The organism is Curtobacterium sp. LFS079, assembly GCF_047977865.1.
In the GTDB taxonomy this organism is placed as follows: domain Bacteria; phylum Actinomycetota; class Actinomycetes; order Actinomycetales; family Micrococcaceae; genus Arthrobacter.
This window is the reverse complement of sequence record NZ_JBFPFO010000004.1, coordinates 125,320-148,700: the sequence shown is the minus strand read 5'-3', so window position 1 is coordinate 148,700 and position 23,381 is coordinate 125,320. Positions and strand designations below refer to the sequence as shown.

Annotated in this window: 23 protein-coding genes; 11 read left to right on the top strand and 12 right to left on the bottom strand. The window is 67.7% G+C overall.

Translation table 11 applies throughout. The annotated features are described in order from the left end of the window. The first annotated feature begins 16 nt into the window (after positions 1 to 16). The gene (locus tag ACNQPB_RS09015) at positions 17 to 466 is read left to right on the top strand and encodes an Hpt domain-containing protein (RefSeq protein WP_498750963.1); all 450 of its coding nucleotides are present in this window, start codon (positions 17 to 19) and stop codon (positions 464 to 466) included. A gap of 18 nt (positions 467 to 484) precedes the next feature. Here the strand turns inward: ACNQPB_RS09015 and ACNQPB_RS09010 are convergent, their stop codons facing one another. Further along, positions 485 to 1,273, bottom strand: a complete 789-nt coding sequence (locus tag ACNQPB_RS09010) for a response regulator transcription factor (protein WP_498750961.1) — start codon at positions 1,271 to 1,273, stop codon at positions 485 to 487. A gap of 262 nt (positions 1,274 to 1,535) precedes the next feature. Here ACNQPB_RS09010 and ACNQPB_RS09005 point away from each other — a divergent pair, with 262 nt between their 5' ends. After that, on the top strand, positions 1,536 to 3,233 hold the full coding sequence (locus ACNQPB_RS09005; protein ID WP_498750959.1) for a sensor histidine kinase: 1,698 nt from the start codon (positions 1,536 to 1,538) through the stop codon (positions 3,231 to 3,233). Here the strand turns inward: ACNQPB_RS09005 and ACNQPB_RS09000 are convergent. Next, complete coding sequence (locus tag ACNQPB_RS09000; RefSeq protein WP_498750957.1) at positions 3,226 to 3,705, bottom strand: NUDIX hydrolase; 480 nt, start codon at positions 3,703 to 3,705, stop codon at positions 3,226 to 3,228. The genes ACNQPB_RS09005 and ACNQPB_RS09000 overlap by 8 nt on opposite strands. 65 nt (positions 3,706 to 3,770) lie before the next feature. On the opposite strand from ACNQPB_RS09000, the gene ACNQPB_RS08995 reads away from it, so the two are divergent. The 8 genes from ACNQPB_RS08995 to ACNQPB_RS08960 all read left to right on the top strand — a co-directional run bounded on the left by ACNQPB_RS08995 (position 3,771) and on the right by ACNQPB_RS08960 (position 12,994). Then, the gene (locus ACNQPB_RS08995; protein WP_498750956.1) at positions 3,771 to 4,973 is read left to right on the top strand and encodes a low temperature requirement protein A; all 1,203 of its coding nucleotides are present in this window, start codon (positions 3,771 to 3,773) and stop codon (positions 4,971 to 4,973) included. 12 nt (positions 4,974 to 4,985) lie between these two features. After that, positions 4,986 to 5,438: a hypothetical protein gene (locus ACNQPB_RS08990; RefSeq protein WP_498750954.1), complete on the top strand. Its 453-nt coding sequence runs from the start codon at positions 4,986 to 4,988 to the stop codon at positions 5,436 to 5,438. Further along, entirely contained in the window at positions 5,435 to 7,642 is a 2,208-nt protein-coding gene (locus ACNQPB_RS08985; RefSeq protein ID WP_498750953.1) for a bifunctional polysaccharide deacetylase/glycosyltransferase family 2 protein, read from the top strand. The genes ACNQPB_RS08990 and ACNQPB_RS08985 overlap by 4 nt, the downstream gene beginning before the upstream one ends. Before the next feature lie 76 nt (positions 7,643 to 7,718). Beyond that, complete coding sequence (locus tag ACNQPB_RS08980; protein ID WP_498750951.1) at positions 7,719 to 8,732, top strand: isopenicillin N synthase family dioxygenase; 1,014 nt, start codon at positions 7,719 to 7,721, stop codon at positions 8,730 to 8,732. A 98-nt stretch (positions 8,733 to 8,830) separates the two neighbouring features. Next, the gene (gene ggt / locus ACNQPB_RS08975; protein WP_498750949.1) at positions 8,831 to 10,681 is read left to right on the top strand and encodes a gamma-glutamyltransferase; all 1,851 of its coding nucleotides are present in this window, start codon (positions 8,831 to 8,833) and stop codon (positions 10,679 to 10,681) included. 231 nt (positions 10,682 to 10,912) lie between these two features. Continuing rightward, entirely contained in the window at positions 10,913 to 11,572 is a 660-nt protein-coding gene (locus tag ACNQPB_RS08970) for a D-sedoheptulose-7-phosphate isomerase (RefSeq protein ID WP_498750948.1), read from the top strand. A gap of 450 nt (positions 11,573 to 12,022) precedes the next feature. Then, positions 12,023 to 12,562: an SRPBCC family protein gene (locus ACNQPB_RS08965; RefSeq protein ID WP_498750946.1), complete on the top strand. Its 540-nt coding sequence runs from the start codon at positions 12,023 to 12,025 to the stop codon at positions 12,560 to 12,562. 180 nt (positions 12,563 to 12,742) lie between these two features. Next, positions 12,743 to 12,994, top strand: a complete 252-nt coding sequence (locus ACNQPB_RS08960) for a hypothetical protein (RefSeq protein ID WP_498750945.1) — start codon at positions 12,743 to 12,745, stop codon at positions 12,992 to 12,994. A 62-nt stretch (positions 12,995 to 13,056) separates the two neighbouring features. Here ACNQPB_RS08960 and ACNQPB_RS08955 read toward each other — a convergent pair whose 3' ends face one another. The 5 genes from ACNQPB_RS08955 to ACNQPB_RS08935 form a co-directional block, all read right to left on the bottom strand. Continuing rightward, complete coding sequence (locus ACNQPB_RS08955) at positions 13,057 to 13,638, bottom strand: cysteine hydrolase family protein (RefSeq protein ID WP_498750943.1); 582 nt, start codon at positions 13,636 to 13,638, stop codon at positions 13,057 to 13,059. A 24-nt stretch (positions 13,639 to 13,662) separates the two neighbouring features. Continuing rightward, positions 13,663 to 14,619, bottom strand: coding sequence for a DNA topoisomerase IB (locus ACNQPB_RS08950; protein WP_498750941.1), 957 nt, complete (start codon positions 14,617 to 14,619; stop codon positions 13,663 to 13,665). Positions 14,620 to 14,627: 8 nt separating this feature from the next. Further along, complete coding sequence (locus ACNQPB_RS08945; protein WP_498750939.1) at positions 14,628 to 15,455, bottom strand: DUF1206 domain-containing protein; 828 nt, start codon at positions 15,453 to 15,455, stop codon at positions 14,628 to 14,630. Between the two features lie 85 nt (positions 15,456 to 15,540). Then, the gene (locus ACNQPB_RS08940) at positions 15,541 to 15,798 is read right to left on the bottom strand and encodes a DUF6458 family protein (protein WP_498750937.1); all 258 of its coding nucleotides are present in this window, start codon (positions 15,796 to 15,798) and stop codon (positions 15,541 to 15,543) included. A gap of 81 nt (positions 15,799 to 15,879) precedes the next feature. Further along, positions 15,880 to 16,050: a hypothetical protein gene (locus tag ACNQPB_RS08935; RefSeq protein ID WP_498750936.1), complete on the bottom strand. Its 171-nt coding sequence runs from the start codon at positions 16,048 to 16,050 to the stop codon at positions 15,880 to 15,882. A gap of 272 nt (positions 16,051 to 16,322) precedes the next feature. Here ACNQPB_RS08935 and hrpB point away from each other — a divergent pair, with 272 nt between their 5' ends. Then, complete coding sequence (gene hrpB / locus ACNQPB_RS08930; protein WP_498750934.1) at positions 16,323 to 18,962, top strand: ATP-dependent helicase HrpB; 2,640 nt, start codon at positions 16,323 to 16,325, stop codon at positions 18,960 to 18,962. Here the strand turns inward: hrpB and ACNQPB_RS08925 are convergent. Genes ACNQPB_RS08925 through ACNQPB_RS08905 form a run of 5 tightly spaced genes read right to left on the bottom strand, consistent with a single transcriptional unit; the run spans position 18,959 to position 23,239 of the window. Beyond that, the gene (locus ACNQPB_RS08925; RefSeq protein ID WP_498750932.1) at positions 18,959 to 19,639 is read right to left on the bottom strand and encodes an alpha/beta hydrolase family protein; all 681 of its coding nucleotides are present in this window, start codon (positions 19,637 to 19,639) and stop codon (positions 18,959 to 18,961) included. The two genes, hrpB and ACNQPB_RS08925, sit on opposite strands and share 4 nt — an antisense overlap. Next, on the bottom strand, positions 19,636 to 20,256 hold the full coding sequence (locus ACNQPB_RS08920; RefSeq protein WP_498750930.1) for an L-threonylcarbamoyladenylate synthase: 621 nt from the start codon (positions 20,254 to 20,256) through the stop codon (positions 19,636 to 19,638). Before ACNQPB_RS08920 ends, ACNQPB_RS08925 begins: the two co-directional genes overlap by 4 nt. 25 nt (positions 20,257 to 20,281) lie before the next feature. Beyond that, positions 20,282 to 21,124, bottom strand: a complete 843-nt coding sequence (locus ACNQPB_RS08915; RefSeq protein ID WP_498750928.1) for an ABC transporter permease — start codon at positions 21,122 to 21,124, stop codon at positions 20,282 to 20,284. A 4-nt stretch (positions 21,125 to 21,128) separates the two neighbouring features. Next, positions 21,129 to 22,106: an ABC transporter ATP-binding protein gene (locus ACNQPB_RS08910; protein ID WP_498750927.1), complete on the bottom strand. Its 978-nt coding sequence runs from the start codon at positions 22,104 to 22,106 to the stop codon at positions 21,129 to 21,131. Next, positions 22,103 to 23,239 carry a LolA family protein gene (locus tag ACNQPB_RS08905; protein ID WP_498750925.1) on the bottom strand — a complete coding sequence of 379 codons (1,137 nt, stop codon included), beginning with the start codon at positions 23,237 to 23,239 and terminating at the stop codon, positions 22,103 to 22,105. The genes ACNQPB_RS08910 and ACNQPB_RS08905 overlap by 4 nt, the downstream gene beginning before the upstream one ends. Positions 23,240 to 23,381: the final 142 nt, after the last annotated feature.

The following is a 23,381-nucleotide window of genomic DNA, read 5'->3' as shown; positions in this document are numbered from 1 at the left end:
AAAGTAGCATTGAGCTATGTTCAGTCCAGGTCCAATCGAAGCCGGCGACGTGGAACCCGATCACACGGGTTCTGCCGACGGTTCGAGCTGGCTTCCGGCCGGGGGGCACAAGCAGCCGTTATTGGACCTGGCCGCATTCCAGCTGCTGGAAGACCAACTTGACAATCCGCTCATTGCCCGCAGCTTCGCCAGAGATTTCGCGAAACTTTGGACCTTGAGGTACGAAGCCCTCGCAGGCGCCGTGGAACGTGGCGACGAAGCGGGAGCCCTGGACGCAATCCTGAGCCTCAAAACCTCATCAACAATGGTGGGCGGGGTCCGCCTCGCGCTATTGGCAGGGCAATTCGAGGAGCATATCCGGAACGGCGATATCCGTGACCTCCGGTCCCTGCTTGCCGCAGTTGCCGAATGCGGCCATGCAACGGTCCTTGAACTGCGGGGGAGTTACGTCCTCAGGAATGAATAGCGGCCCGGATGGTGCCGGCTAGTCCACACGTTTGGGAGCGAGCCGGTATCCGATGCCCCGGACGGTCAGCAGGAACCGCGGTGATTGCGGATCTTCGTGAAGTTTCCGGCGAAGGTTGCCGATATGGGTTTCAACAGCCCTTTCGTCCGCTTCGCTGATATATGCGTCGTCGTCGTAGTAATCGCCGCGGGCTGCCCGCACTAGTTCTGTCTTCGTCCGCACTTGTCCCTTGGCGCGAAGCAGGTCAAATAGCAGGTCAAATTCGCTTCTCGTCAAATTCAGCACGGAACCCTGAAGCGAAACCATGCGGGTCTTGTAGTTCAGGGCCAGGCCATTGTGCTTGATGACAGCATCCTCCGGCCCACCTGTGCGGGTCGATTCACGGCTGCCCTGGCCGCCGTCGGACAGCCTGCCGGGAAAAGCCGGCACCTCCGCGGCGCGGGGCCGACGCATCATCGCCGTGACCCGGGCGCGCAACTCGCGCGGGAGGAACGGCTTCTTGACGTAATCGTCGGCGCCCGTGAGAAACGCCGTCAGGGTCTCGGTTTCGTCCTGCCGGGCCGTCAGCATCAGCACATACGCATCACTGAATTGCCGGATCCGGCGCAGGACTTCGTGGCCGTCCATATCCGGAAGCCCGATGTCCAGGGTGACAACCGCCGCCTGTTGATGCCGTACGACTTCCACGCCCTCGCGCCCGGTAGCGGCGGAATGCACCACAAAACCGGCTTCCTTGAGGATGGCGTCAATCAAATTCCGGACGTCTTCGTCATCCTCGATGACTACAGCTACCCCAGGCTCGCTCATTTGTACCCTCGAGTCGGTGATCACCGCCGCACAGCCCAGCGCAATGCGGGAGTGTCTCCGAATAGCAACGATACAAGCATCGAAGTTATTTGGCACCTAATATGTGGAATATGTGCTGCCTTGAAGCTTCACGTCCGCTGAGCAGGGCCGTTATTTCCGCTGGGCACGACGGCGGATCGCCCCTCTTGTCGCCTGAGCCCTTGTTGCTAGAATCGCTCGAGGCATCAATTCTCCCAGCGTCTCGCCAACGAAAGGTTCTGCCTTGAGCGAGCAGGCTATTCTTCGCACCGCCGGCCGTTTCTTCAGGAAACTCGGACCGCGGGTACGGCTGGCTGTCTGTGAAATACCGCTGACGATCATCATCGCCGGCCTGGTGATTGCCGCACCGCACGTTTGGCCGGGCCTGCTCGAGAATTGGGCGTTTGCAACCGGGGTCGTCCTCCATGGAATCCTGTTCCTGAGTTGCCTGTTGGTTCCGTGGGAGCGCCTGGAACCAAAGATAAGCCTGGCCATTCCCATGCTTGACCTGCTGGCTCTTTGTTTCACCCGGAATGGCGCTTTCAACGTGATACCGGGCCTCACCGTGCTTTCCGTTTTTCCGGTGATCTGGCTGGCCGCCTCGGGGATGCTTTCCAAGACGAGCCTCATTCTGAGCTTTGCGGGCCCTTTCCTTATTGCGCTGCCCACCCTCGTAGCCCACCTTCCCAAGCCCACGGCATCGGATATCTCCTCGGTCGTCCTCTTGCCCCTGATGATGTTTGCGGTGGCCCTTTCCATCCGGCTGGCCGGTTCCTACGCCCGGCTCCAGGAACGGCGGGTGAAACACCGGGACCGGGTCCTGAGGCAATTGCTTGCTGCCAGCAAGGAGCGCGAGACATTGCTGAAGACCATCCTGGACACCATCGACGTCGGAATTGTCGCGGTGGATTCCAAAGGTGAAACGCTGTTGGTCAACAACCAGCAGAAGGCATTCCTTGGATTGGCGGCGCCGGCGGACGAGGGATCCGCTGCGGCCAAAGGGGGACGGCTGGTTTTCGGCCAGGACCGCCAGACTCCGCTCCCGCCCGAAAGGGACCCCGTCCAAAGGGCAGTGCAAGGGGAAACCTTTTCCGATTACCTGGTGTGGTTTGGTGCCGGGACGGAACAGCGGGCGATTTCGACCGCCGCGCGCGGCATGAGGAACGACGTCGACGGCGGATTCGGCGGCGCGGTGGTCTTCTTCCGGGACCTGACCGACGTCGTCAACGCCCTTGCGGCCAAGGACGAACTGGTTGCCAACGTTTCGCACGAGTTCGGCGGGCCACTGACCTCGATCCTTGGCAACCTCGATATCGTGATGCGCGGAGCCCCGGACCTCCAGGCCGGAACAAGACGGGGACTGGAGGTCGCGGAGAGGAACGCCGAAAGGCTCCGGGTCCTCGTGGAGGACCTGCTGTCGTCGGCCGCGTCGGTCGAGAGCGTGCAGTTGCGCCGGACGGATCTGGCGGGTCTCGTTGAGAACAGCCTGGGTTCCGCCCGGGCCCAGGCGGACGCGGCCAATGTCGGCCTTGTTGCCGACGTGCCGGCCCCTCTGTGGGCGGACGCCGATCCGCTTCGGCTGGGCCAGGCCCTGGACAACCTGGTTTCCAACGCCATCAAGTATTCGCCGGGCGGCGGCCTGGTGAGCGTCAGGGCAACGCGGGACGACGGCTGGGTCCGGCTTGAGGTGCAGGACACCGGCATGGGCATGACCGAGGACGAGACGTCCAGGATCTTCACCCGCTTCTTCCGGACAAGTGCCGCCCGTCAGGCGGCGATCCCGGGCGTCGGGCTGGGTTTGTCCATCACCAAGTCCATCGTGGAACGCCACGGAGGCAGCATCACCTGCAACAGCAGGCCCGGGAAGGGAAGCACGTTCACCGTGGCGCTGCCTGCCGGGCCGTCCGGAAGCCCGGAGACCGGCCCGCCCACGCTCAATTAGGGCGCCGTTCCTCCAGATGAACCAGCAGTGCGTCGAGGAGGGGCACCTGGCCCCGGACCAGCCTGGTCCGGGCCTCGGGTACCGGGGTCCACTCCGCGCGGTCGATCTCGGGAAAGTGCTGGACCTTGCCTGATCCCTTCGGCCATTCCAGCGGGAAGGTGTTGCTCAGGATCTCCTCCGGGCCGAAGTCGGATTCGGCGGCGAAGACCGTGACGACCTTGCCCGAGGGCTGTTTGAAGGCGCCGAGGCCGAAGTAGTCGGCGGGTGGAGCAGGCACACCCATCTCCTCGGCGAACTCACGCCGCGCGGCCAGCCAAGGGTCCTCCCCGGAGGGATATTCACCCTTCGGAATGGACCACGCGTGTTCCTCTTTTCCCGCCCAGAACGGTCCGCCCATGTGGGCGATCCACACCTCAAGGCCGGTTTCGGCGCGACGGCGGTACAGCAGGATCCCTGCGCTGAGGACCTTCACTTGCGCTCCATGTTCCTAGGGTATCCGGGCCCTTCGGCGCGCCGGTTCCGCACTAGCATTGGTGGATGACGGATAAGTCGCCGGCGCCCGGCGGATGGAGCCATGACGTGGCCCGCGATCCGCGCCGCGTGCACTGGATGGAACTGTTCTTCGACCTCGTCTTCGTCGCTTTCGTGGGGCAGCTCGCACACGGGATCCACGGCGACCCCGGATGGGCCGAATTCGGCACGTTCATCCTGCTCTTCTTCCCGGCCTGGTGGGCCTGGGTGAACATCGCATCGGTGGTCAACCTGCTGCCCCGCCTGTCGTCCCGGGCGCTGGGTGTCGCGATGCTGGCTGCCATGGCCGCAGCCGGGGTGATGGCTGCCGCCGCGCCGGGGGCTTTCGGTGAGCGGGCCTGGGCCTTTTCGCTGGCGAACACTGCCCTGCGCCTTGTCCTGCTGGCCCTGTGGCTGCGTCAACACCGCGAAACACCGGCGGGAACGGTATGGCGCATCTGGACCTACAATGGCGGAACCGCGGCGCTCTGGTTCGTGGCGGCCTTCCTGCCGCTCCACATTGCCGCGATCCTGTGGGTGGCCGCGATCGCCGTCGAGGTCGTCATGGCGGTGCTCGGCGGGCGCCTCTGGCCCGACCGCGGCGTGGCCGGCATCAACATCGAGCACGCAGCCGAGCGGCTGGGCCTGTTCGTCATCATCGTCCTCGGTGAATCCGTCTTCACGATCGTCCTTGAAGTCTCGGACGACTGGGGAGCTGGCGCCGGCGAGGCCGGCGGGCTCGGGTTCCTCATTGTTGCCTTCCTCGGCTGGGCGTTTTTCCAGTACGGCACCGGCACCATGGCAGCGGGTCTTGAGCGCCTGCAGTCCCGGTCCGATTTCACGGGGATCCTCATGACCACCTTGTTCCTGCCGTTCCTGCTGGTGGTCGGCGTGACGGCGATTGCCGGCGCGATCGCCACCGCGATCCCGGAGCCGTTCGAACCCTTGCCGATCGGATCGGGGATCTCGCTCGGCGGTGGAATTGCACTCTTCTATGCGTGCAACGCAATGGTGGCCCTCCGCTACGGCAAGCCGCCGCGAGCAGTGCTGCCATGGGCGCTTCCGACGATCCTCATCGCTGTGCTTCTTATCCCGCTGGGCGCCCTGGTTCCCGCGCTCGCCATGCTGGCCCTTGGGGTGTTGCTCCTGGTCCTGGTCACCGCATACGTGGAGACCAAGAAAAGGCGGCGTGTGGGCAACTCTTTAGGACGCGGAGACCGGATCCGCTAAAATTGATGCCCGATGGCAGATTCCAAAGAAAACCCCGTTCGTGTCCAGCCCCTGAATCCTCAGGGGCCGATTTTTGTGGATGCCTCGGGGCGGCGCCTGCGGAAGGTCAAGATTGCAGGTCTCGCGGCCGCTGCACTGGTTGCCGGATATGCCGTCCTCCTGCTGCTCGCCTTCACCGGGGGCTCCAACGTGGCTGCGCCCTACCTGCCTTTGCCGGTCCCCGCAGCCGACCGTCCTGCGCCCTCCAAGGAAGCCCAGCCGCCTGGCAGCGGAGCCCCGGCAGCTGAACCGGCCGCACCACACGCCGTCGAACCGTTGGCCCAGCCGCAGGCCGTGCCTGTTGCCGCCACGGCCGCTGCCCAAGCAGCGACGGCTCCCACCGCCGTTCCTGCCGTCACGAATCCGGCCAAGAACGACGAGGCCCCGGGACAGGCCAAGCGGCGAGCCACACCAAGCCACCCGTGAGTGTCCGCCGCCCGCCCAGACGCCAGGATCCGGCCGGTGTCAGGGCACACTGGTTCATCCTGCTGGCCGTCCTGTGCTCGATAGCCGCCGCCCTGCTTGTCCAGGGGTACATGCACCACCTCGCCGGGATCAGCGACGACTCCGCGCCCGCAGCCGGAACCGCCACCACCGTCCCGAAAGCCGTGAGCGGCGGCGGCCCCGTGGTCGACTCGCGCGGAGGCACCGTCCACGCCGTCCGTCCGCCGGAGCGCACCCTCGCGCTGACGTTCGACGACGGACCCGACCCCGTGTGGACGCCCCGGATCCTCGACGTCCTCCGCAAACACCACGTCCATGCGACCTTCTTCCTGGTCGGCTCCGCGGCCATCGACAACCCGGACCTGGTGAAGCGGATCGTCTACGAGGGCCACGAAATCGGCGTCCACACGCTGACCCACGCCGACCTCGGCAATGCTCCGCCATGGCGGCGTCAGCTGGAAGTCCAGGGTGCGCAGAAGGTGATCACCAGCATCACCGGCAAGGCGGCCTCCCTGCTGCGTCCGCCGTACAGCTCCGAAAACGACGCGATCAACGACGGTACCTGGTCCGCGATGCAGGACCTCGCGGACGACGGCTACCTGAGCGTGTTCAGCACCCTCGACAGCAAGGACTGGCAGCGGCCCGGAGTCGCGGCGATTGAGCAGAAGCTCGCCTCGCCGGGCCGGGACGGCCAGGTTGTGCTCATGCACGACGGCGGCGGCGACCGGGAGGAGACCGTCGCCGCCCTGGACTCCGCCCTCACGCGGTGGGCCGGCCAAGGCTACAAGGTGACAACCGTCGGCGCCGCCGTCGGCATCGAAAGCATGCGGCAGGCCTCCGCGCCGGAGCAGCTCAGCGGCACGGCGTTTGTCTGGGGAATCCGGCTCAGTGACTTCGTGGTTACCGCCATCTCCTGGGCGCTCGTCGTAGCCGGCGTCGTGACGCTTGCCCGCGCCGTGCTGGTCATCGGCTTCGCAGCACGCCACAGCCGCATCGCACGCCGGCTCAGGGCAAGCGGACGCGGCCGGCGACGCGTGGATGTGGCAGTCCGCCCCGAGGTCACGGAGCCGGTCAGTGTGGTCGTCCCCGCATACAACGAGGCTGCCGGCATCGAAGCCGCCGTGCGGTCCATCGCCGCCTCGACCCACCCGCTGGAGATCATCGTCGTCGACGACGGTTCCACCGACGGCACGGCGGAGATCGTGGAGGCGCTCGGGCTTCCCTGCGTCACGGTCATCCGGAAGGTGAACGGGGGCAAGCCGTCCGCCCTGAATGCCGGGCTGGCGGCCGCCAGCCATGACCTCGTGGTGATGGTCGACGGCGACACTGTGTTCGAACCCGGCACGGTCCATACCCTCATCCAGCCCTTCGCCGACCCTGCGGTGGGAGCGGTGTCCGGCAACACCAAGGTCGTGAACCGCGGCGGCGTCCTCGGCGCCTGGCAGCACATCGAATATGTGGTCGGCTTCAACCTGGACCGCCGCCTGTTCGACCTCGCGGAATGCATGCCGACCGTACCGGGCGCGATCGGTGCTTTCCGGCGCGAGGCCCTGCGTGGGGTCGGCGGCGTGAGCGAGGATACCCTCGCCGAAGACACCGACCTCACTATGGCACTGTGCCGGGATGGCTGGCGCGTGGTGTACCAGGACGACGCACGGGCCTGGACCGAGGCGCCGGCGACGCTGGGCGCCTTGTGGCGGCAGCGGTACCGCTGGTGCTACGGCACGCTGCAGGCCATGTGGAAGCATCGCCGCGCCGTTGTGCAGGGCGGCGCCGCCGGCAAGCTCGGCCGGCGCGGCCTCGGGTACCTGCTGGTCCTGCAGGTCCTGCTGCCCCTGTTCGCACCTGTCGTGGACGTCTTTGCCCTCTACGGGCTGTTCTTCCTTGACCCCGTGCGTATCGCCGCGCTGTGGCTCGGCTTCCTGCTGGTGCAGTTCCTGATGGCCGCCTACGCCTTCCGGCTGGACAAGGAGCCGCTGCGCCCGCTGTGGGCGCTGCCGCTCCAGCAGTTCGTCTACCGGCAGCTGATGTACGTCGTTGTCATCCATTCACTGGTGACGGCGGTGGCCGGATTGCACCTGCGCTGGCACCGGATGGAGAGGTACGGCAGCCTGCGCGTCCCGCTTGCCGTAGAAGGCGAAAACCAGGCGGGGCCGCGGCCGGATCCTTTCGAGCCGGGGCGGTAGGCACCACCCGGGTCGGTACGTAACATGGGAGCCAATACAAGCTGCAGCTTGCCAAGTCCGTTGAAGGGATAACGCAGTGGCTCTTGAAACTTTGCCCGTGCTCGATTTTTCCCGGCTGCACGCGGGGCCGGAGGAGGCGGCCGGCTTCCGTGACGAACTCCGGGATGCAATGCACGAAGTCGGTTTCCTGTATCTGTCCGGCCACGGCATCCCCCAGGAGCTCACCGACGCGATGCTCGATGTTTCACGGCGCTTCTTCGAGCTGCCGGAAGAGCAGAAGCTCGCCGTGGAAAACGTCAACAGCCCGCAGTTCCGCGGCTACACGAGGATGGGCGGCGAACTGACCGCAGGTGCGGTGGACTGGCGCGAACAGATCGATATCGGCGTCGACCGCGACCCCGTGCAGCCCGGCCCAGGGGTCGCAGACTACTGGCGCCTTGAGGGCCCGAACCTCTGGCCGGAGGCGCTCCCGGAAATGCGGGGCATCGTTGCCGAATGGATGGACCGGCTTAGCGCGGTATCCCTTGACCTGCTGCGGGCCCTGGCGGTCTCCTTGGGCGCCCCGGAGGACACGTTCGACGAAGCGTTCGCCGCACGCGCCTTTCCCGTGCTGAAGATCGTCCGGTATCCGGGGGAGTCCGATCCGGATCCGAAACAGGGGGTGGGTTCGCACCGCGACGGCGGCGTGCTGACCCTGCTGCTGGTGGAACCGGGAAAGGGCGGCCTGCAGGTCGAGCACGACGACGACTGGATCGATGCCCCGCAGGTGCCGGGAAGCTTCGTGGTGAACATCGGCGAAATGCTCGAGCTCGCGACCAACGGCTACCTCAAGGCGACGCTGCACCGGGTGATCTCGCCGCTGCGTGGCACGGACCGGATTTCATTGCCGTTCTTCTACAACCCGGCACTGGACGCCCGGATGCCGCAGCTGGCGGTGAGCCCGGAATTCCAGGCCAGGGCACGGGGGCTGTCCGTCGATCCGACCAACAGCCCGATCCTGGAAACCTACGGCGACAACGCCCTGCGGTACCGGCTCCGCGCCCACCCGAATGTGGTGGCCGCGCAGCATGCCGACCTGCTGACGGAGTGACCGCCACGCCGCTCCGTGACCGCCGGGTCATTGAGTCCGCCCCGGCCCCGGGGTAGGGTGGGCGCCACCTCACCAGCACCGATCCCCAGGGAGCGACCATGCCTGAAATGCGACGTCGACTGGCTGCCATCACGGCGGTTCTGGCCTTAAGCGTAACGAGCGGAGCGGTCTTCAGCCCCGCGTCCGCGGACCCGCGGGCAACAGACAAAACAGCCACCGCCACGGGATACGGGGGAGCTGTGAGCACCGTCGATCCGGAGGCCTCGGCTGCGGCGATCGAGGTGCTGCGCAAGGGCGGCAATGCGGCCGATGCCGCCGTCGCGGCCGCTGCAACACTCGGCGTCACCGAACCGTACAGCGCCGGCATCGGCGGTGGCGGCTACTTTGTGTACTACGACGCGAAGAGCGGTCAGGTCGGCACCATCGACGGCCGGGAGACCGCGCCGGCCGTCATGCCGCACGACGCCTTCATCGATCCCGCCACAGTCACACCTCAGAATCCGGCGGGCACTCCCTACCGCTTCACCCCCGAACTGGTCACGAGCGGTGTATCCGTCGGCGTCCCAGGCACCCCGGCCACTTGGGAACGGGCCCTGGAACGGTGGGGAACCCTCGGCCTGGGCGAGGCGCTCAAGCCCGCCATCAAGGTGGCGACCCGCGGCTTCGTGGTGGACCCGACCTTCCGCCAGCAGACCCTCGACAACAAGCTCCGCTTCGGGGCCTTCACCTCCACGAGCAAGCTGTTCCTCCCCGGCGGGGACGCGCCCGCCGTCGGAAGCATCTTCCGGAACCACGAACTCGCCGACACCTACCGGCTGCTCGCCGATCAGGGCACCGGTGCCTTCTACGGCGGCCCGCTCGCCGGCGAGATCGCCAGCACCGTCCAGTCCCCGCCAAAGACCGCCACCACGGGCCTGCCCGTGCCCGCCGGACACATGACCGCCGCGGACCTGGCTGCCTACCGGGTCGTGGACCAGGCGCCCACCCATGTGAACTACCGTGGCCTGGACGTCTACGGCATGGCGCCCTCCAGCAGCGGCGGCACCACGGTCGGTGAGGCGCTGAACATCCTTGGCACCTTCGACATGGCGGACATGCCCACCGCCAACGCGCTCCACCATTACCTCGAGGCGAGCGCCCTGGCCTTTGCCGACCGCGGCAAGTACGTCGGCGATCCCGCCTTCGTCAAGGTCCCGACGGCGGCCCTCACCGACGAACTGTTCGGGAAGGAGCGTGCCTGCGAAATCGATCCGCTGCACGCCGCCGTCAAGCCGGTTGCCCCCGGCGACGTGACGGCGTACGACGGCGCCTGCCCGGCCGGTGCCGCGGCCGCCGCGGAGGACCGCGACACCGAGAACATCTCCACCACCAACCTCACGGTCGCGGACAAGTGGGGCAACGTGGCCGAATACACCCTCACGATCGAACAGACCGGCGGCTCGGGCATTGTCGTTCCCGGCCGCGGTTTCCTGCTCAACAACGAACTGACCGACTTCTCCACCGTGTACAAGGCAGATGACCCGAACCGGATCGACCCGGGTAAGCGGCCGCGCTCATCGATGTCGCCCACCATCATCCTCAGGGACGGGAAGCCGTACCTGGCACTCGGCTCGCCCGGCGGCTCCACGATCATCACCACCGTGCTGCAGACCATCATGAACCGCGTGGACCGCGGCATGACCACCCCGCAAGCGATCGCGGCACCCCGGGCGGCGCAGCGGAACACGGCCAACGTCACGGCGGAACCGGAGTTCATCGCCGCCTACGGCAGCCAACTGGCACCGTTCGGCCACACCCTGGTGCCTTCCGGTGACGCCTTCACTTCGGCAGCGGAAATCGGCGCGGCCACTGCCATCGAATTCCTGCCCGACGGCGCTCTGCTCGCCGCGGCCGAACCGGTGCGGCGCGGTGGCGGCTCGGCCATGGTGGTGACGCGTTCGCCCTGGTGACGGCGGAAATCGCAGGGCCGTCACCAAGAAACTAAGCAAACTTACTAAAAGCCCTTGTCTTGAAGCGACGGCTCTGCTTCGCTGGAAGTGTGTCCGGCAGTAGACGCCCCGAAAATTGCATGATTGTTGAGGGAACCCAGCTCTGGGCCCGTCCTTCTCCTTCCTGCTCGCCGCGGGTTCACCGCGCACCAGCGGGCCTTGGTCCCGGGCAATCGGAAGGAGGCGGGCGCCATGAAAGCGCTCATTGACCCCGTGCCGGACCCGAGAAAGAAACCTGATCCCCTCGCCGGAGACATCCCGCAGGAGGCGGTGGACGTGGTCCTGCAGCACCTGGGCCAGGTCGGGCCGGCCGTGGCAGCGCTACGGAGGGAATCTTCCAGGATCGCAGAATGGGGCGAGGAACATGCGCGCCGCTTGGTGACGGGAAAGAAGGTGCTAGCGGCGGGCAACGGAGGAGACGCTGCGGAGGCCCAGCATTTCACGGCGGAATTGGTGGGGCGCCACGTGGAGGACCGCCAGGCCTTTGCAGCCATCGCGCTGCCGGCAGACGCCTCCGCGGTGACTGCGATCGGCGACGACTACGGCTATGACGAAGTCTTCGCCCGGCAGGTGACGGGGCACATACGGAACGGGGACGTCCTCCTTCTGCTGTCCACCAGCGGACGCAGCCCCAATCTCCTTGCGGCGGCTGACGCCGCCCACAGGGCAGGGGCAACTGTCTGGGCGCTGACCGGCGCCCGGCCGAATCCGCTCGCCGACGCCGCGGACGAAGCGATCTGCATCAGCACGGAGGCCACGCACGCGCAGGAGGCCCACCTCATCGCCATCCATGCGCTGTGCGGATGCTTCGACGCCGCCGTAGAGCGGTTTCGCAAGGAGGGCCGGGTATGAGGGCCGTGGTTCCGCTTCGGACCCACTTGGTCGCATGGGTTCCGCGGACACCATGAGATATCCCCGCAACTATTTCCCGGTAAAGCGTTGCTTCTACAAGCGCCTGCACCTTGGCCCGGGCCAGCCGCCTGCGGTTGCGGCCCCGCACCCGACGGGCGGCCGCAAGGGCAACGGGCCTGATTGGGACAGTGCCAGGAGGCAACACAAGAAGGAGACGTAGCTCTTGCGTCCGAAGCAGATGCGTTCGATGAGGCGGCGTCGGGTTCTGCGAACTCTTTGCCCTGCAGGGCGCGCTAAGGGCGGGTTTGGATGGAGCCGGATGCTGCCACAAGCTGTCAGCAAAAAAAACTAAGCATGCTTAGCAAAATCCCTTGATGTTCACTGGCGCCCTCGATAGCGTGAAAAACGTAGCACCGCATCCAATCGAATCCACCACGTGAGGAGACAGTGATGGCTACTGTCGATCAGACCATCGAAGTTGACGTGCCCGTATCCACCGCATACAACCAATGGACCCAGTTCGAAACCTTCCCCGAATTCATGAGCGGGGTTGAAGCGGTCAGGCAGCTCAACGACACCACCCTGCATTTCTCGACCAACACCGCAGGCGTGCAGCGCGAGTATGACGCGAGGATCCTGGACCAGGTCCCGGACTCGGTGATCAGGTGGGAGAGCATGGACGGACCGCGCAACGCAGGCGTCGTAAGGTTTGAGCCCTTGGGCCCGCGCAGGTCAAGGGTGACCGTCACCATTGAGTGGACACCCGAAGGCCTGGCGGAGAAGAGCGGCGCCGCGGTCGGACTTGATGATTTCCAAGTCGGGGCGGACCTGAATAAATTCAAGAAATTCATCGAGAACCGTGGCAGTGAAACCGGCGCATGGCGCTCCACCGTGGCCTCAGGACAGGTAGAGGATCCGCCCCCCGGTTCGGCCGGCGGGATCGGACTCGATGAGGAACCACCTCCGCCCACGGGCGGGCGGGATTTCTGAACCTTGCCCCAAGGCCGCATCCCCGGAACCCCGAGGCGCCCCCGCCGCGAACGTGGCGGGGGCGCCCCCTGCCCGGATGCCGGCGTCGTCCTGCTTCCGGGCAGGGGCAGGCCCGGAGGAATGAAAATTGCCGCGGCTGAGCCGGCCGGCTGGGCCGCCCGGCTTGAGGAGGAAAGAACAATGAAGCGCAAGGGCGCATCCCCGGTCCATGACGGTATCCAGCATCCGGAGCATCTGGTGCCGAGGGATACATACGAAGAGCAGTCGGAGGACGGAGTACCAGGGGGCGCAGCTCCGGGCGGCCTGGGCGGTGAAGACACCGGCCGCCCGGGTACGGCGGGTTCGAAGGATCCCAGCGGGCCGGCCGAGGAGGCAGACGACGCGACCGGAGACGACCGCAGCCTGGCCACCAAGCTGAGTCCCAGCGATTAGCCGCCCTGTGACCGTGCGCTTGCCGGCCGGAACCCTTCCTCTCCGAAGGCAGGGCTACAGCTCTATCTCCAGCAGCTGCGACCGCTTGGGTGATCCGCGGCGAAAAGCGCCGTGATCTCCCCGTGGGCGAGCATTTTCTGGCGGTATTCGCGCGCCAGGAGCTCCTGGGTCAACGCCTGCAAGCCAGGGTCCTCCCCGGCGATGGCTTCCACGGCGTGGACCACGCGGAAATTGTGGGCGAAGGCATCCGCCGCGGTCTGTGCGATGCAGTTGTGAGCGGAGACTCCGGCCAGCACGAGGGTATCGACCTGCCAGTTGCGCAGCCGCCACAGCAGGTCGGTGCCGATGAAGCTGCTGTCGCGGGTCTTGCTGAGCTGGGGAAGGCCGGACGTGAGCAACCCGGGAACGAAATCTGCTTGCGGGCTCCCGCGGAAGATGAACCCCTGCCGGTCATCGAGCATGTTGAGCGTCCACGTGGAGCGGTCCCGTTCGTGCTCGGTCCTCACCAGAAGTACAGGACTTCCGTGGGATGTTGCTGCCGCGATCAACGCGTTGCAGGCGGACGTGGTCTTCTCCCGGTGGACGGCGAGACCCGGGTCCTCGAAATAGGCGTTCTGCATGTCGATGACCAGCACCGCGATCATTGGAACCTCCTTGCTGCCTCCCACTCACCCTGCCTGCGAGGCCAGGAACCGTGCGATGGCCGCTTCCCCCGTCTTGACCTTGCGGAGGCTCCCGTCGAGGAAGGCCTCCACGAGCCGTGGATCGACGTAGGCCGACTTGGCCACGGCGGCTGTATTGCCCAACAGGGCGGCGGCTTCTTCGAACGCCTCTGCCAAGGCTGCCTGGGCCGGGACGTCCGCAGCAGTCCGGGCCAGGATCCGGGCGGCCGCGAGGGTTCCCTTCCAGGTGCGCAGGTCCTTGGCCGTGAAACCGTCGCCGGCGGCATGCCGTATGTAGTCGTTGAGCATGCGCGGCTCAACGGTCACCCATGTGCCGCGTTCCTCGAAGGCCATGAGCACATCATCGGCCGCCCTGCCTGCCAAGGGTGCAAGGAAGGCGGCCAGCCGGCCGTCCGTGAGAGTGCATTCCCACAGCTGGCCGCTCTTGCCCGGGAAGCTCAGGTGCAGCGTATCGCCGTGAATGGACACATGGCGGCAGCGGAGGGTAGTCAGGCCGTGCGATCCATGGTGTTTCCGGTAGTTCTCATCGCCGATCCGAAGTGCTCCCAGGTCCATGAGCCGTACGGCTGCGGCGAGGGTACGCGTCCTGGGAGAGCGTGATTCGCGCAGGTGCCGCGCCACGGTTTTCCGGAGGCGTGGCATGGTCTGCCCCAGGCTGGCGGCCCGCGCGAATTTTTCGGCGTCCTGCCTCTCACGCCACCGTGGATGGTAGATGTACTGGAGGCGGCCCGCGTCATCGAGGCCGGTGGCCTGGATGTGACCGTTGGGATACGGGCAGATCCATACCTGCCGCCAAGCCGGAGGTATGGCGAGGCGGCTGATGCGCTCGCGGTCCGCGTCGGAGACAGGCGAGCCGCCGGCGTCCCGGTAGCTGAATCCCCGGCCGGCCCGCCGCCGTCGGATGCCCGGAAGGGAGGGATCGCTGCGCCTAAGCCGCGCCATGGTGCCGGCTACATGCGCGCATACTTGGCTTTCAGGATCAGGAAGCAGCCGTAGCAGACCAGGCCGAGGGCGAGTGCCGCGAGGAGATAGGGTCCGTAGGGCTGCTCCCGCAGGGCCTTGAGCCCGCCGTCGAGTCCGGTGGATTGTTCGGGCTGCTGGCGCACGGTGGCGAGGATGACCAGCAGACCCGCCAAAAGCAGGGCGAAGCCCTTGGACAGGTAGCCGGCGACCCCGGCGGTGAGCAGCACCCGACGCGGAGCCGCGGCGCCGGGAAGGAACAGGTCCTTGCGGAAGGAGGCCCGGGCGCCGCGTACCACGAAGAAGATGCCGGCACCTATGATTCCTGCCCCCGCCAGCAGGAGGAGCGCTACGCCGAAGGGTGCCCGGATGAGGGTGACTGTGAGGTCGCTGCTGGACTCCCTGTTGCTCTTCCCGCTGCCGAGGGCGAAGGAGAGCACCGTGGCGGACAGGAGGGCGAACACCACGGCCTGCGCCGAGGCGGTGACCCGTGTGGTGAGCTGCTTTCCGTGGGCGCGTGGCATTCCGAATATTGCGTTTCCCGCCTGCCACAAGCCGAGGGCTGCGCAGGCTGCGAAGCACGCCCATAAGAGGAGCGGTCCGCCCGGTCGCGCTGCCAACTGGGCGACCGCACCGCCGACGTCGGCCTCCCCGTTAAGCCCGCGCGCCAGTTGGAAAGCGATCGCCCCAACCAGGACGTGCAGCACGCCGCTTGCCGCGAAGCCCGCCCTGGCCGCGGTTTCCAGTGCCTGGGAGTTGCTTGCGGCTTCGGCGGATTTGGCAGCGGCCCGTGCTGTCTTGTTTGCGCTCTTGGTCACAGTGCGCTCCTGTTCATGGCGCGGCCCCCGCCACTATGAAGGGCGGGAGCCGCGGTACTGCCTTTGCCTGGCTCAGGGGCCGGTGTCAGAGGCCGGTGTCACGGGTTTCCCTGTGGGTGACCGCTTCCCCCGTTTCCGGGTCCACGGTCTGCCGGCTTTCACTGCTCCGGTACCGGCGGCGTGGAGCCGCCCAGATCAGCGAAGCGATCAGTCCGATAACCCCCACGGCCATCAGGATGTAGCCGGTCATTTGCTGGTCCAGGAAGGGGACCAGCCCCGGGGTAAGCGCGAAGGCGAGGATTGCGCCCAGCGCTATGAGGAATATCGATGAACCTATGTACATGTCCGTTCCTTCCTGTGCTGGCTCCTTGTTACGGCTGCCGCCGGGGACGGTCCAGCCCGGTGATTCCCGGGGCGGGGTGCATCAGATGCCGCTCGAGCGGTGTCCGTTCGTGTAGCTCAACAGCCAGCCGATGGCTGCGATGGCCAGAAGGATGATTCCGACCCACAGCAGGAAATTCAGGGCCGGCGTGAAGCCGCCTACAAGCAAAAGAACAATGGCGATAATGCCGGCAACGATAAGAAGGGTATTCATGGTTGACGTTTCCTTTCCGGCGCGGAAACCGAAACTGCGTGCCTCCACGCGTGATATCCAACAGTTGCACATTGCTGCGCTGCGACCCTCGACGGGTGCCCCCGCATCGACCCAAGGACGGTCCGTGACCGCTGTGCCGTTTTCTCTATCCCGCTCAGCTTGTCCATCTGTCTGGTTCAGTCCGGCTAACCGATCACAATCCTCATCATGCCATTGCTAAGCATGCTTATCAAGTTTCGGAATGAGCGGCCCCGGGCGTCCACAATGGAGGGGTGACTTCACCCTTCCCTCCCGGCACAGCCGGTGCGCAGGCCATTTTCGACCTCGAACGCATCGGGGCCGGCCTTGTGTTCTCCCGCTCCCTGCCGGATCTTGTGGCCGCGCTCAATGCGCCAGGCTCGGCTGCCGTCGTCCAGGCGCCGCCGGGAACCGGCAAGACCACCCTGGTCCCGCCGCTGCTGGCCGCCCTGTGCGCGGCGGGGAGCAGGACACCAAGGGTCGTCGTGACCCAGCCGCGGCGCGTCGCCGCCCGTGCCGCGGCCCGGCGGCTCGCAGCCCTCCATGGAAGCCGGCTGGGGGAGTTCGTGGGATACACCGTCCGTGGGGAAAGGCAGGCGGGGCCGCGGACCGCCGTCGAATTCGTCACCCCCGGCATCCTGCTCCGCCGCCTGCTGGGCGACCCCGGACTGGAGGGCACCGAGGCCGTGATCCTCGACGAAGTCCATGAGCGGAGCCTTGAGGGCGACCTGCTGCTCGGCATGCTGGCCGAAGTACGCGAACTCCGTGGCGACCTGCGGTTGGTGGCCATGTCCGCCACGGTGGATGCCCCGCGCTTTGCGGCCTTGCTGGGAGGGCCCGACGGCGGCCCGCTTCCCGTGGTCGACTGTCCCTCAGCGCTATACCCGCTGGAAACTGTGTGGGCGCCGGCGCCGGTTCCCCGCCTCGACGGACGCGGCGTCACTCCCGGCTTCCTGGACCATGTGGCCGACACGGCCGCAGCCGCGCACGCCGCGGCTGTGGCCGCCGAGCCCGGCACGGACACCCTCGTCTTCCTCCCCGGTGCCCGCGAGGTGGCGCACGTCGCGGACCGCCTCCGCCAACGGGCGGCAGGCACAGAGATCCTCGAGCTCCACGGCCAAGTCAACCCCGCGGAACAGGACCGGGCGGTCTCGGGCAGGGAGCCGGGAGGACCCGCCAGGATCATCGTGTCCACGGCGCTCGCCGAATCCTCCCTGACTGTGCCCGGCGTGCAACTGGTGGTCGACGCCGGCTTGTCCCGGGAACCGCGCCGGGATTCGGGCCGCGGCATGTCCGGGCTGGTCACAGTGTCCTGCTCCCGGGCCTCCGCGGACCAGCGTGCAGGCCGGGCGGCTCGGCAAGGGCCCGGGACCGTGGTCCGCTGCTACGAACAAAAGGTTTTCGCCGCGGCTCCGGCGCACCGCACGCCGGAAATCGCCGTTGCGGAACTGAGCGGCGCGGCTCTCACCCTGGCCTGCTGGGGAGCGCCCGGGGGAGCGGGCCTGGCCCTTCCGGACGCTCCGCCGCGCGGGGCCATGGACGATGCCGTGGAGGTGCTGCGGGAACTCGGAGCGGTGGACGCCGCCGGGCACGCCACCAGCCTCGGCCGGGTCCTGGCTGCCATCCCCGCGGAACCCCGGCTCGCGCGGGCCCTGCTGGACGGGGCCGCCGTCGTGGGCAAACGCGTTGCCGCGGAAACAGTCGCGCTCGTCTCGGGGGAGCAGCGGGCTGCGGGCGCGGACCTGCCCGGGCTCCTGGCGGCGCTGCGGCAAGGCGCGGACCCGTCGTCAAAACGCTGGGCGGACGAAGCCCGGCGGCTGGAGGCGATCGCCGGCGGGGAAGCGTCCGCAGTCGCCGCTTCCTCCTTGCGGGGTGCGTTGGAAACGGCACCGGACGGGAAGGAAGCCGTGGCGTTCGTTGTGGCCCTGGCGTATCCGGACCGGGTGGCGCGCCGCGTGCCGGGGGATGGGCCGCCGCAATACCTGTTCGCGTCCGGAACCCGGGCCGGCCTTCCCGCCGGCAGTCCGTTGTCCGGGCATGACTGGCTTGCCGTAGCCGAGGTTACCCGGGCAGCAGGCCGGGACGCGGCGGGTACCGGCGCTGTCATACGCTCCGCGGCGCCCCTTTCCGCCGATGCCGCCGAAGCCGCGGCCGCCCATCTGCTGGAGGATTCGGTCGGTGCGCGTTTCGCGAACGGCAAGGTGGCTGCCCGCCGGGAGCGCCGGCTTGGCGCGATCGTGTTGTCCTCCACGCCTGTACGGCCCGCCCCGGCCGAAGGCCGCGCCGCCGTTGCCAGGGCCTTGGAAGCCCAGGGCCTGGCGACGATCGGATGGTCAACGGCGGCGGACGCATTGCGCCGCAGGATGGCGTTGCTGCACCGTGAGCTGGGTGCGCCGTGGCCGGACGTTTCGGAACGGGCGCTGCTGGCGCGGCTGAAAGACTGGCTCGCCCCGGAACTGGAAGCATTGGCCGGCGGCGCCCCGGCCGCCGGGATCGACCTCGCCGAACCGCTGCGCCGCCTGCTGCCCTGGCCCGAAGCCGCCCGTTTCGCCGAGCTGGCGCCGGAGCGGCTGGAAGTGCCGAGCGGATCCCGCGTGGCCATCGACTACCCGGAGGCGGAGGCCGACGGCGGCCGGCCGGTGGTGGCGGTCAAGCTGCAGGAATGCTTCGGCTGGGCCGGGACGCCCAGGATTGCCGGCGGACGGGTGCCAGTGCTGTTCCACTTGCTGTCTCCGGCGCGCCGGCCCCTGGCCGTGACCGACGACCTCGAGTCCTTCTGGGCCGGGCCCTACGCCCAGGTCCGTGCCGAAATGCGCGGCCGCTACCCGAAGCATCCCTGGCCCGAGGACCCGTGGACGGCGCCGGCCACGGCCCGCGCCAAGCCGCGGGCCTAGGCGTTCGGGACCCGGCTGTTCAGGCGGATGAAGGCGCTGACGGAAGGGGCCAGGGAGGCACCCAGCTCGGCGGCACTGCGCTTCACCCCGGCCACCTCGAAGGTGTGCCCGCCGCCTTCCCGCCACTCAAGCACGGCGTTGGAGCCGATCCGGGCGACGACGCCTTCCAGCACCTCCGGGGTCATGAAGGTGTCCTTGGTGCCCTGCAGGAACAGCATGGGCACGGTGATCCCGTACAGGTGTTCGTCGCGGAGCTTGTCCGGCTTGCCCGGCGGGTGCAGGGGGTAGCCGAGGTAGATGAGCCCGGCGGCGGGCATGCCCTCGGCCACGGCCATCGACGCCATGCGCCCGCCGAAGGACTTGCCGGCTGCCCACAGCGGCTCGCCGGCCGAGCGCGCCTGTGCTTCGGCCATGGCGGCCCGCCACGTGGCGATCGCCAAGGGCGGACGGTCCGGGAACTTCCTGCCGGCTCCGCGGTAGGGGAAGTTGAAGCGCAAGGTGGTGGCGCCGTCGTCGTTCAGGGCCCGCACGAAACCGCCCATGAAAGGGTGCTCCATGCCCGCGCCGGCACCGTGTGCCACGAGCACCGTGGCGAACGGGTTCTCCGGCCGGGCGTAGCGGGCGGATACGGGCGTGCCGTCCACGTCGATGGTGACGTCCTCTTCCGGGGTGCTCATTCGAACCTCGAGGGGTCGCCTGTACCGCGGCGCACCACCTCGGCGCCGCCGCCGGAGAAGTCGACCACCGTGGTCGGCTCGGCGCCTACATCCCCGGCCTCGACGACCGCATCCACCACGTGGTCCAAGCGTTCCTTGATCTCCCAGCCCTGGGTCAGGGGTTCGTCTTCGCCCGGCAGCAGGAGGGTGCTGGAGAGCAGGGGCTCGCCGAGTTCGGCGAGGAGAGCATGGACGAAGTTGTGCCGGGGGATGCGCACCCCCACGGTCTTCTTCTTCGGGTGCAGCAGCCGGCGGGGCACTTCCTTGGTGGCCGGGAGGATGAAGGTGTAGCTTCCGGGCGTCACGGCCTTGATGCTGCGGAAGACGTCGTTGTCGATCATCACGAACTGGCCCAGCTGGGCAAAATCCTTGCAGACCAAGGTGAAATGGTGCTTGTCGTCGAGCTGGCGGATGGTGCGGATCCGGTCAAGTGCTTCCTTGTTGCCCAGCTGGGCCCCAAGGGCGTAGCACGAGTCGGTGGGGTAGGCGATCAAACCGCCCGAGCGCACAATGTCGGCAATCTGCGCGACCGAGCGCGGCTGGGGGTCCTGCGGGTGGACGTCGAAGAATCTGGCCATTCCCCGAGCTTACTTCGGAGGCCCTTCATGACAGCACATCCTTGCTGGTGAACCGGCCGTACGCGATGGCGCCTGCGGCCAGGATGTAGCCCGCCTGCAGCAGGGCATTGTCACCGAATGTCGTCCAGGAAATGGGCTGGCGCAGCAGATCGGCGAAACCCAGCCAGTAGTGGCTGAACAGCCATGGGTGCAGCCATTCCAGCTGCGGCAGGTTGTCCGCCACCTGGGACACGACCGACAACACAACCGTCGCGGCCATGGCACCTACCGGGATGTCCGTGAACGTCGATATCGCCAGCCCGATCGCGGCGAGCCCGAGGAGCGACACCGAAATGTACGCGGCGATCAGCAGGGAGCGCAGCAGTGACTCGCCGACGTCGACGGTGTCCCCCGAGAGGAGCGTCACCGGCCCCACCGGGAAGAGCGCGACGCCGGCCAGCGCGCCGACGGCGGCTACGGTCACCGTCGCGGCCAGGCAGAAGACCGCCGCGGCAGCGTACTTGATGAGCAGCAGCCGGATGCGGCCCGCCGGCGCCGCGAGCAGGTACCTGAGGGTGCCGAGGTTCGCTTCTCCCGCGATCGTGTCACCGGCAACGACTCCCACCGTGAGGGGCAGGAACAGGGGCACCGAGACCAGGAGGGCCGTCATGCCCACGAAGAGCCCGTTCTGGGAGATGCGGTCCAGGAACGCCGGGCCGCGGCCCGGCGTCACGGGGTGCGAGCTGAGCCGGACCGCCACGGCGATGAGGATGGGAATCGCGGCCAGGGCGAGCAACATGGCCCAGGTACGGAGCCGACGGAACAGCACCGAAAGCTCGGACGCCATGAGCGCCCACGAACCCCGGCGCGTACCCGGCGCAGCGGCCATGGAGTCATCCTGCAATGTCGAACCCCTCTCCGGTCAGGGAAACGAAGCGCTCTTCGAGGCTGGCGTCGTCCACCCCGAAACCCCGCACCCGCACGCCGGCTGCCACAAGGGCAGCCACGATGTCCTCGGGGGCCACCACGTGTCCCGGCGGACTGGTGCTGACCAGTCCGCCGTGGTCCGCGCCCTGCAGACTGCCCGCCGGCTCTGTGGTCAGGCCAAGGCCGGACAAGACGCGGGCCGCGACGGCGGCATCCGGAGTGTGGAGCGTGATCCTCGCCGTCCCGGCCGCGCGCAGCTCATGGAGGGTGCCCTGGGCCACCAGCTTGCCGACGCTCATGACTCCCACGTGGGTGCACATTTGTTCGACTTCGGCGAGCAGGTGGCTGGAGACGAACACCGTGGTGCCGCCCGCCGCCAGCGAGCGCACCAGGCTGCGGACCTCCCGCGTTCCCTGGGGGTCCAGGCCGTTGGTGGGCTCGTCCAGGACCAGCAGTTCGCGGGGCCGCAGCAGGGCGTTCGCGATCCCCAGGCGCTGTTTCATCCCCAGCGAGTAGGCGCGGACCTTCTTGCCTGCGGCGTGGGACAGACCTACACGTTCCAGGGCTTCATCGACCCGTGCGGCCCGCGTGCTTCTGGATGCGTGCCGGTCTGCGGCATCGAACCTGCGCAGGTTTGCCGCTCCCGAGAGGAAAGGGTAGAAGGCCGGTCCTTCCACCAAGGCGCCCACCTCCGGCAGGACGTCCGCCAACCCCGCTGGAATGGTCCTGCCGAGGACCCGGATCCCGCCGCTGGTGGCCGCGGCGAGGCCGAGCAGCAAGCGGATGGTGGTGGTCTTGCCGGAGCCGTTGGGGCCGAGGAAACCGAAAACGGAACCCCGCGGAACGGCCAGGTTGATGGAGTCGACGGCGGAGCGGCGGCCGAAGCGCTTGCTCAGGTCATCGCTCTCTATTGCCAGTCCGGCTGGCCCGGAGGCGTCGATCATCGCGGGGCGGCCGCAGCCTGCAGCCGCTCAAGGGGCACCATCCCCGCGAACACCCGGCCGTCGTCGAGCATCAGGACGGTCACCAGGCTGGTCGTCAACGCCCGGCCGCCGGGCACCGCCTGGGTGAGCTGGACCAGTGAAGGATCGGACCGGACGTCGGCGGGAAGGATTCCCGTGGGGAAGCCCACCACAGCGTCCCAGCCTTTGCCGGTGACGGTGGGCCCGCCGCCAGGCGCGGGGTGTTTACCGGGGACGGCAGCAGCGGGGTTCTTCTCCGGCGCGGCGGGCACCGGTGAAACGGTTTTCTCCTCCACGGAGGCACCGCGGGGCGGCGTGAAAGCGAACACGGAGGAGTCAGGGGCGGAGAGGCTGATATCGCTGAACGCCAGCGAGAACGCCGGGGTTGCCTGTCCGCGCGCCTGCACGTGGATTCCGAGTGGCAAGCCGGAGGCGGAGTCGACGGCGAGGGTCACCGAATCGACCAGGGTTCCGGTACTGCGCGGCTTGAGGACCAATTGGTAGGCTGTGCGGCCGGCCACGGTGGTAGCGTCGCCGACGGTCACTTCGGTGCTCGGGTCGGCGGCGGTGAGGAACCGCTGGGCCAGGGCTTCAGGTGTCACCACACCAGGCGTCTTCTGGTTGTGGTCCGCCGGCGCATGGTGCGGCGGGACGTGGGTCCCCGGTGCCATTGTGGCGGGCAGGGTGACATGGGCGGCGGTGTTGTCCGCGGAGTTGTAGAGCCAGAGGTCGTTGCCGTTGCGGACCACGTCGCGCTCGGCGAGCGTGTCCATGACCTGGAACCGGGCCTTCGACGGACCGTCCAGGTAGATCCGGGCGGTATGCGGGCTGCCCAGCAGCTCGATCACGGCGGCAAGGCCCTGGCTGGCACCCGGCCGGAGCGAAGGCAGGGGTCCTGCCGCGGGCAGCTGCGGGAGCCCCAGCTCGGAGGCCTGGCGGAGTGTTCCGGACAACGCGCGGACGTCCGAATGGCCGATCATGGCAATGATCTCCGCGGCCGACTTCTGCGGGAGGCTGACGGCGGCCCCGGCCTGGTATGAACCAGCCAAAGCCGCAGCTGTCAGGGCTGCGGGCACCAGTGCGGCCGGTAACCAGCGCAACCACGTACGGGTCATGGCAACCTCCCGGACCACCCGTCAACCAGCCACGCGCCATCGGCGGTGGCCATGCTTCCAGACTACTCCCGGTGCCCGGCGAGCTCACGGCGTCCGGCCGGATTGCTTCGGCCGGAATTCCCCTCGAGGGGCGCCTGCATGC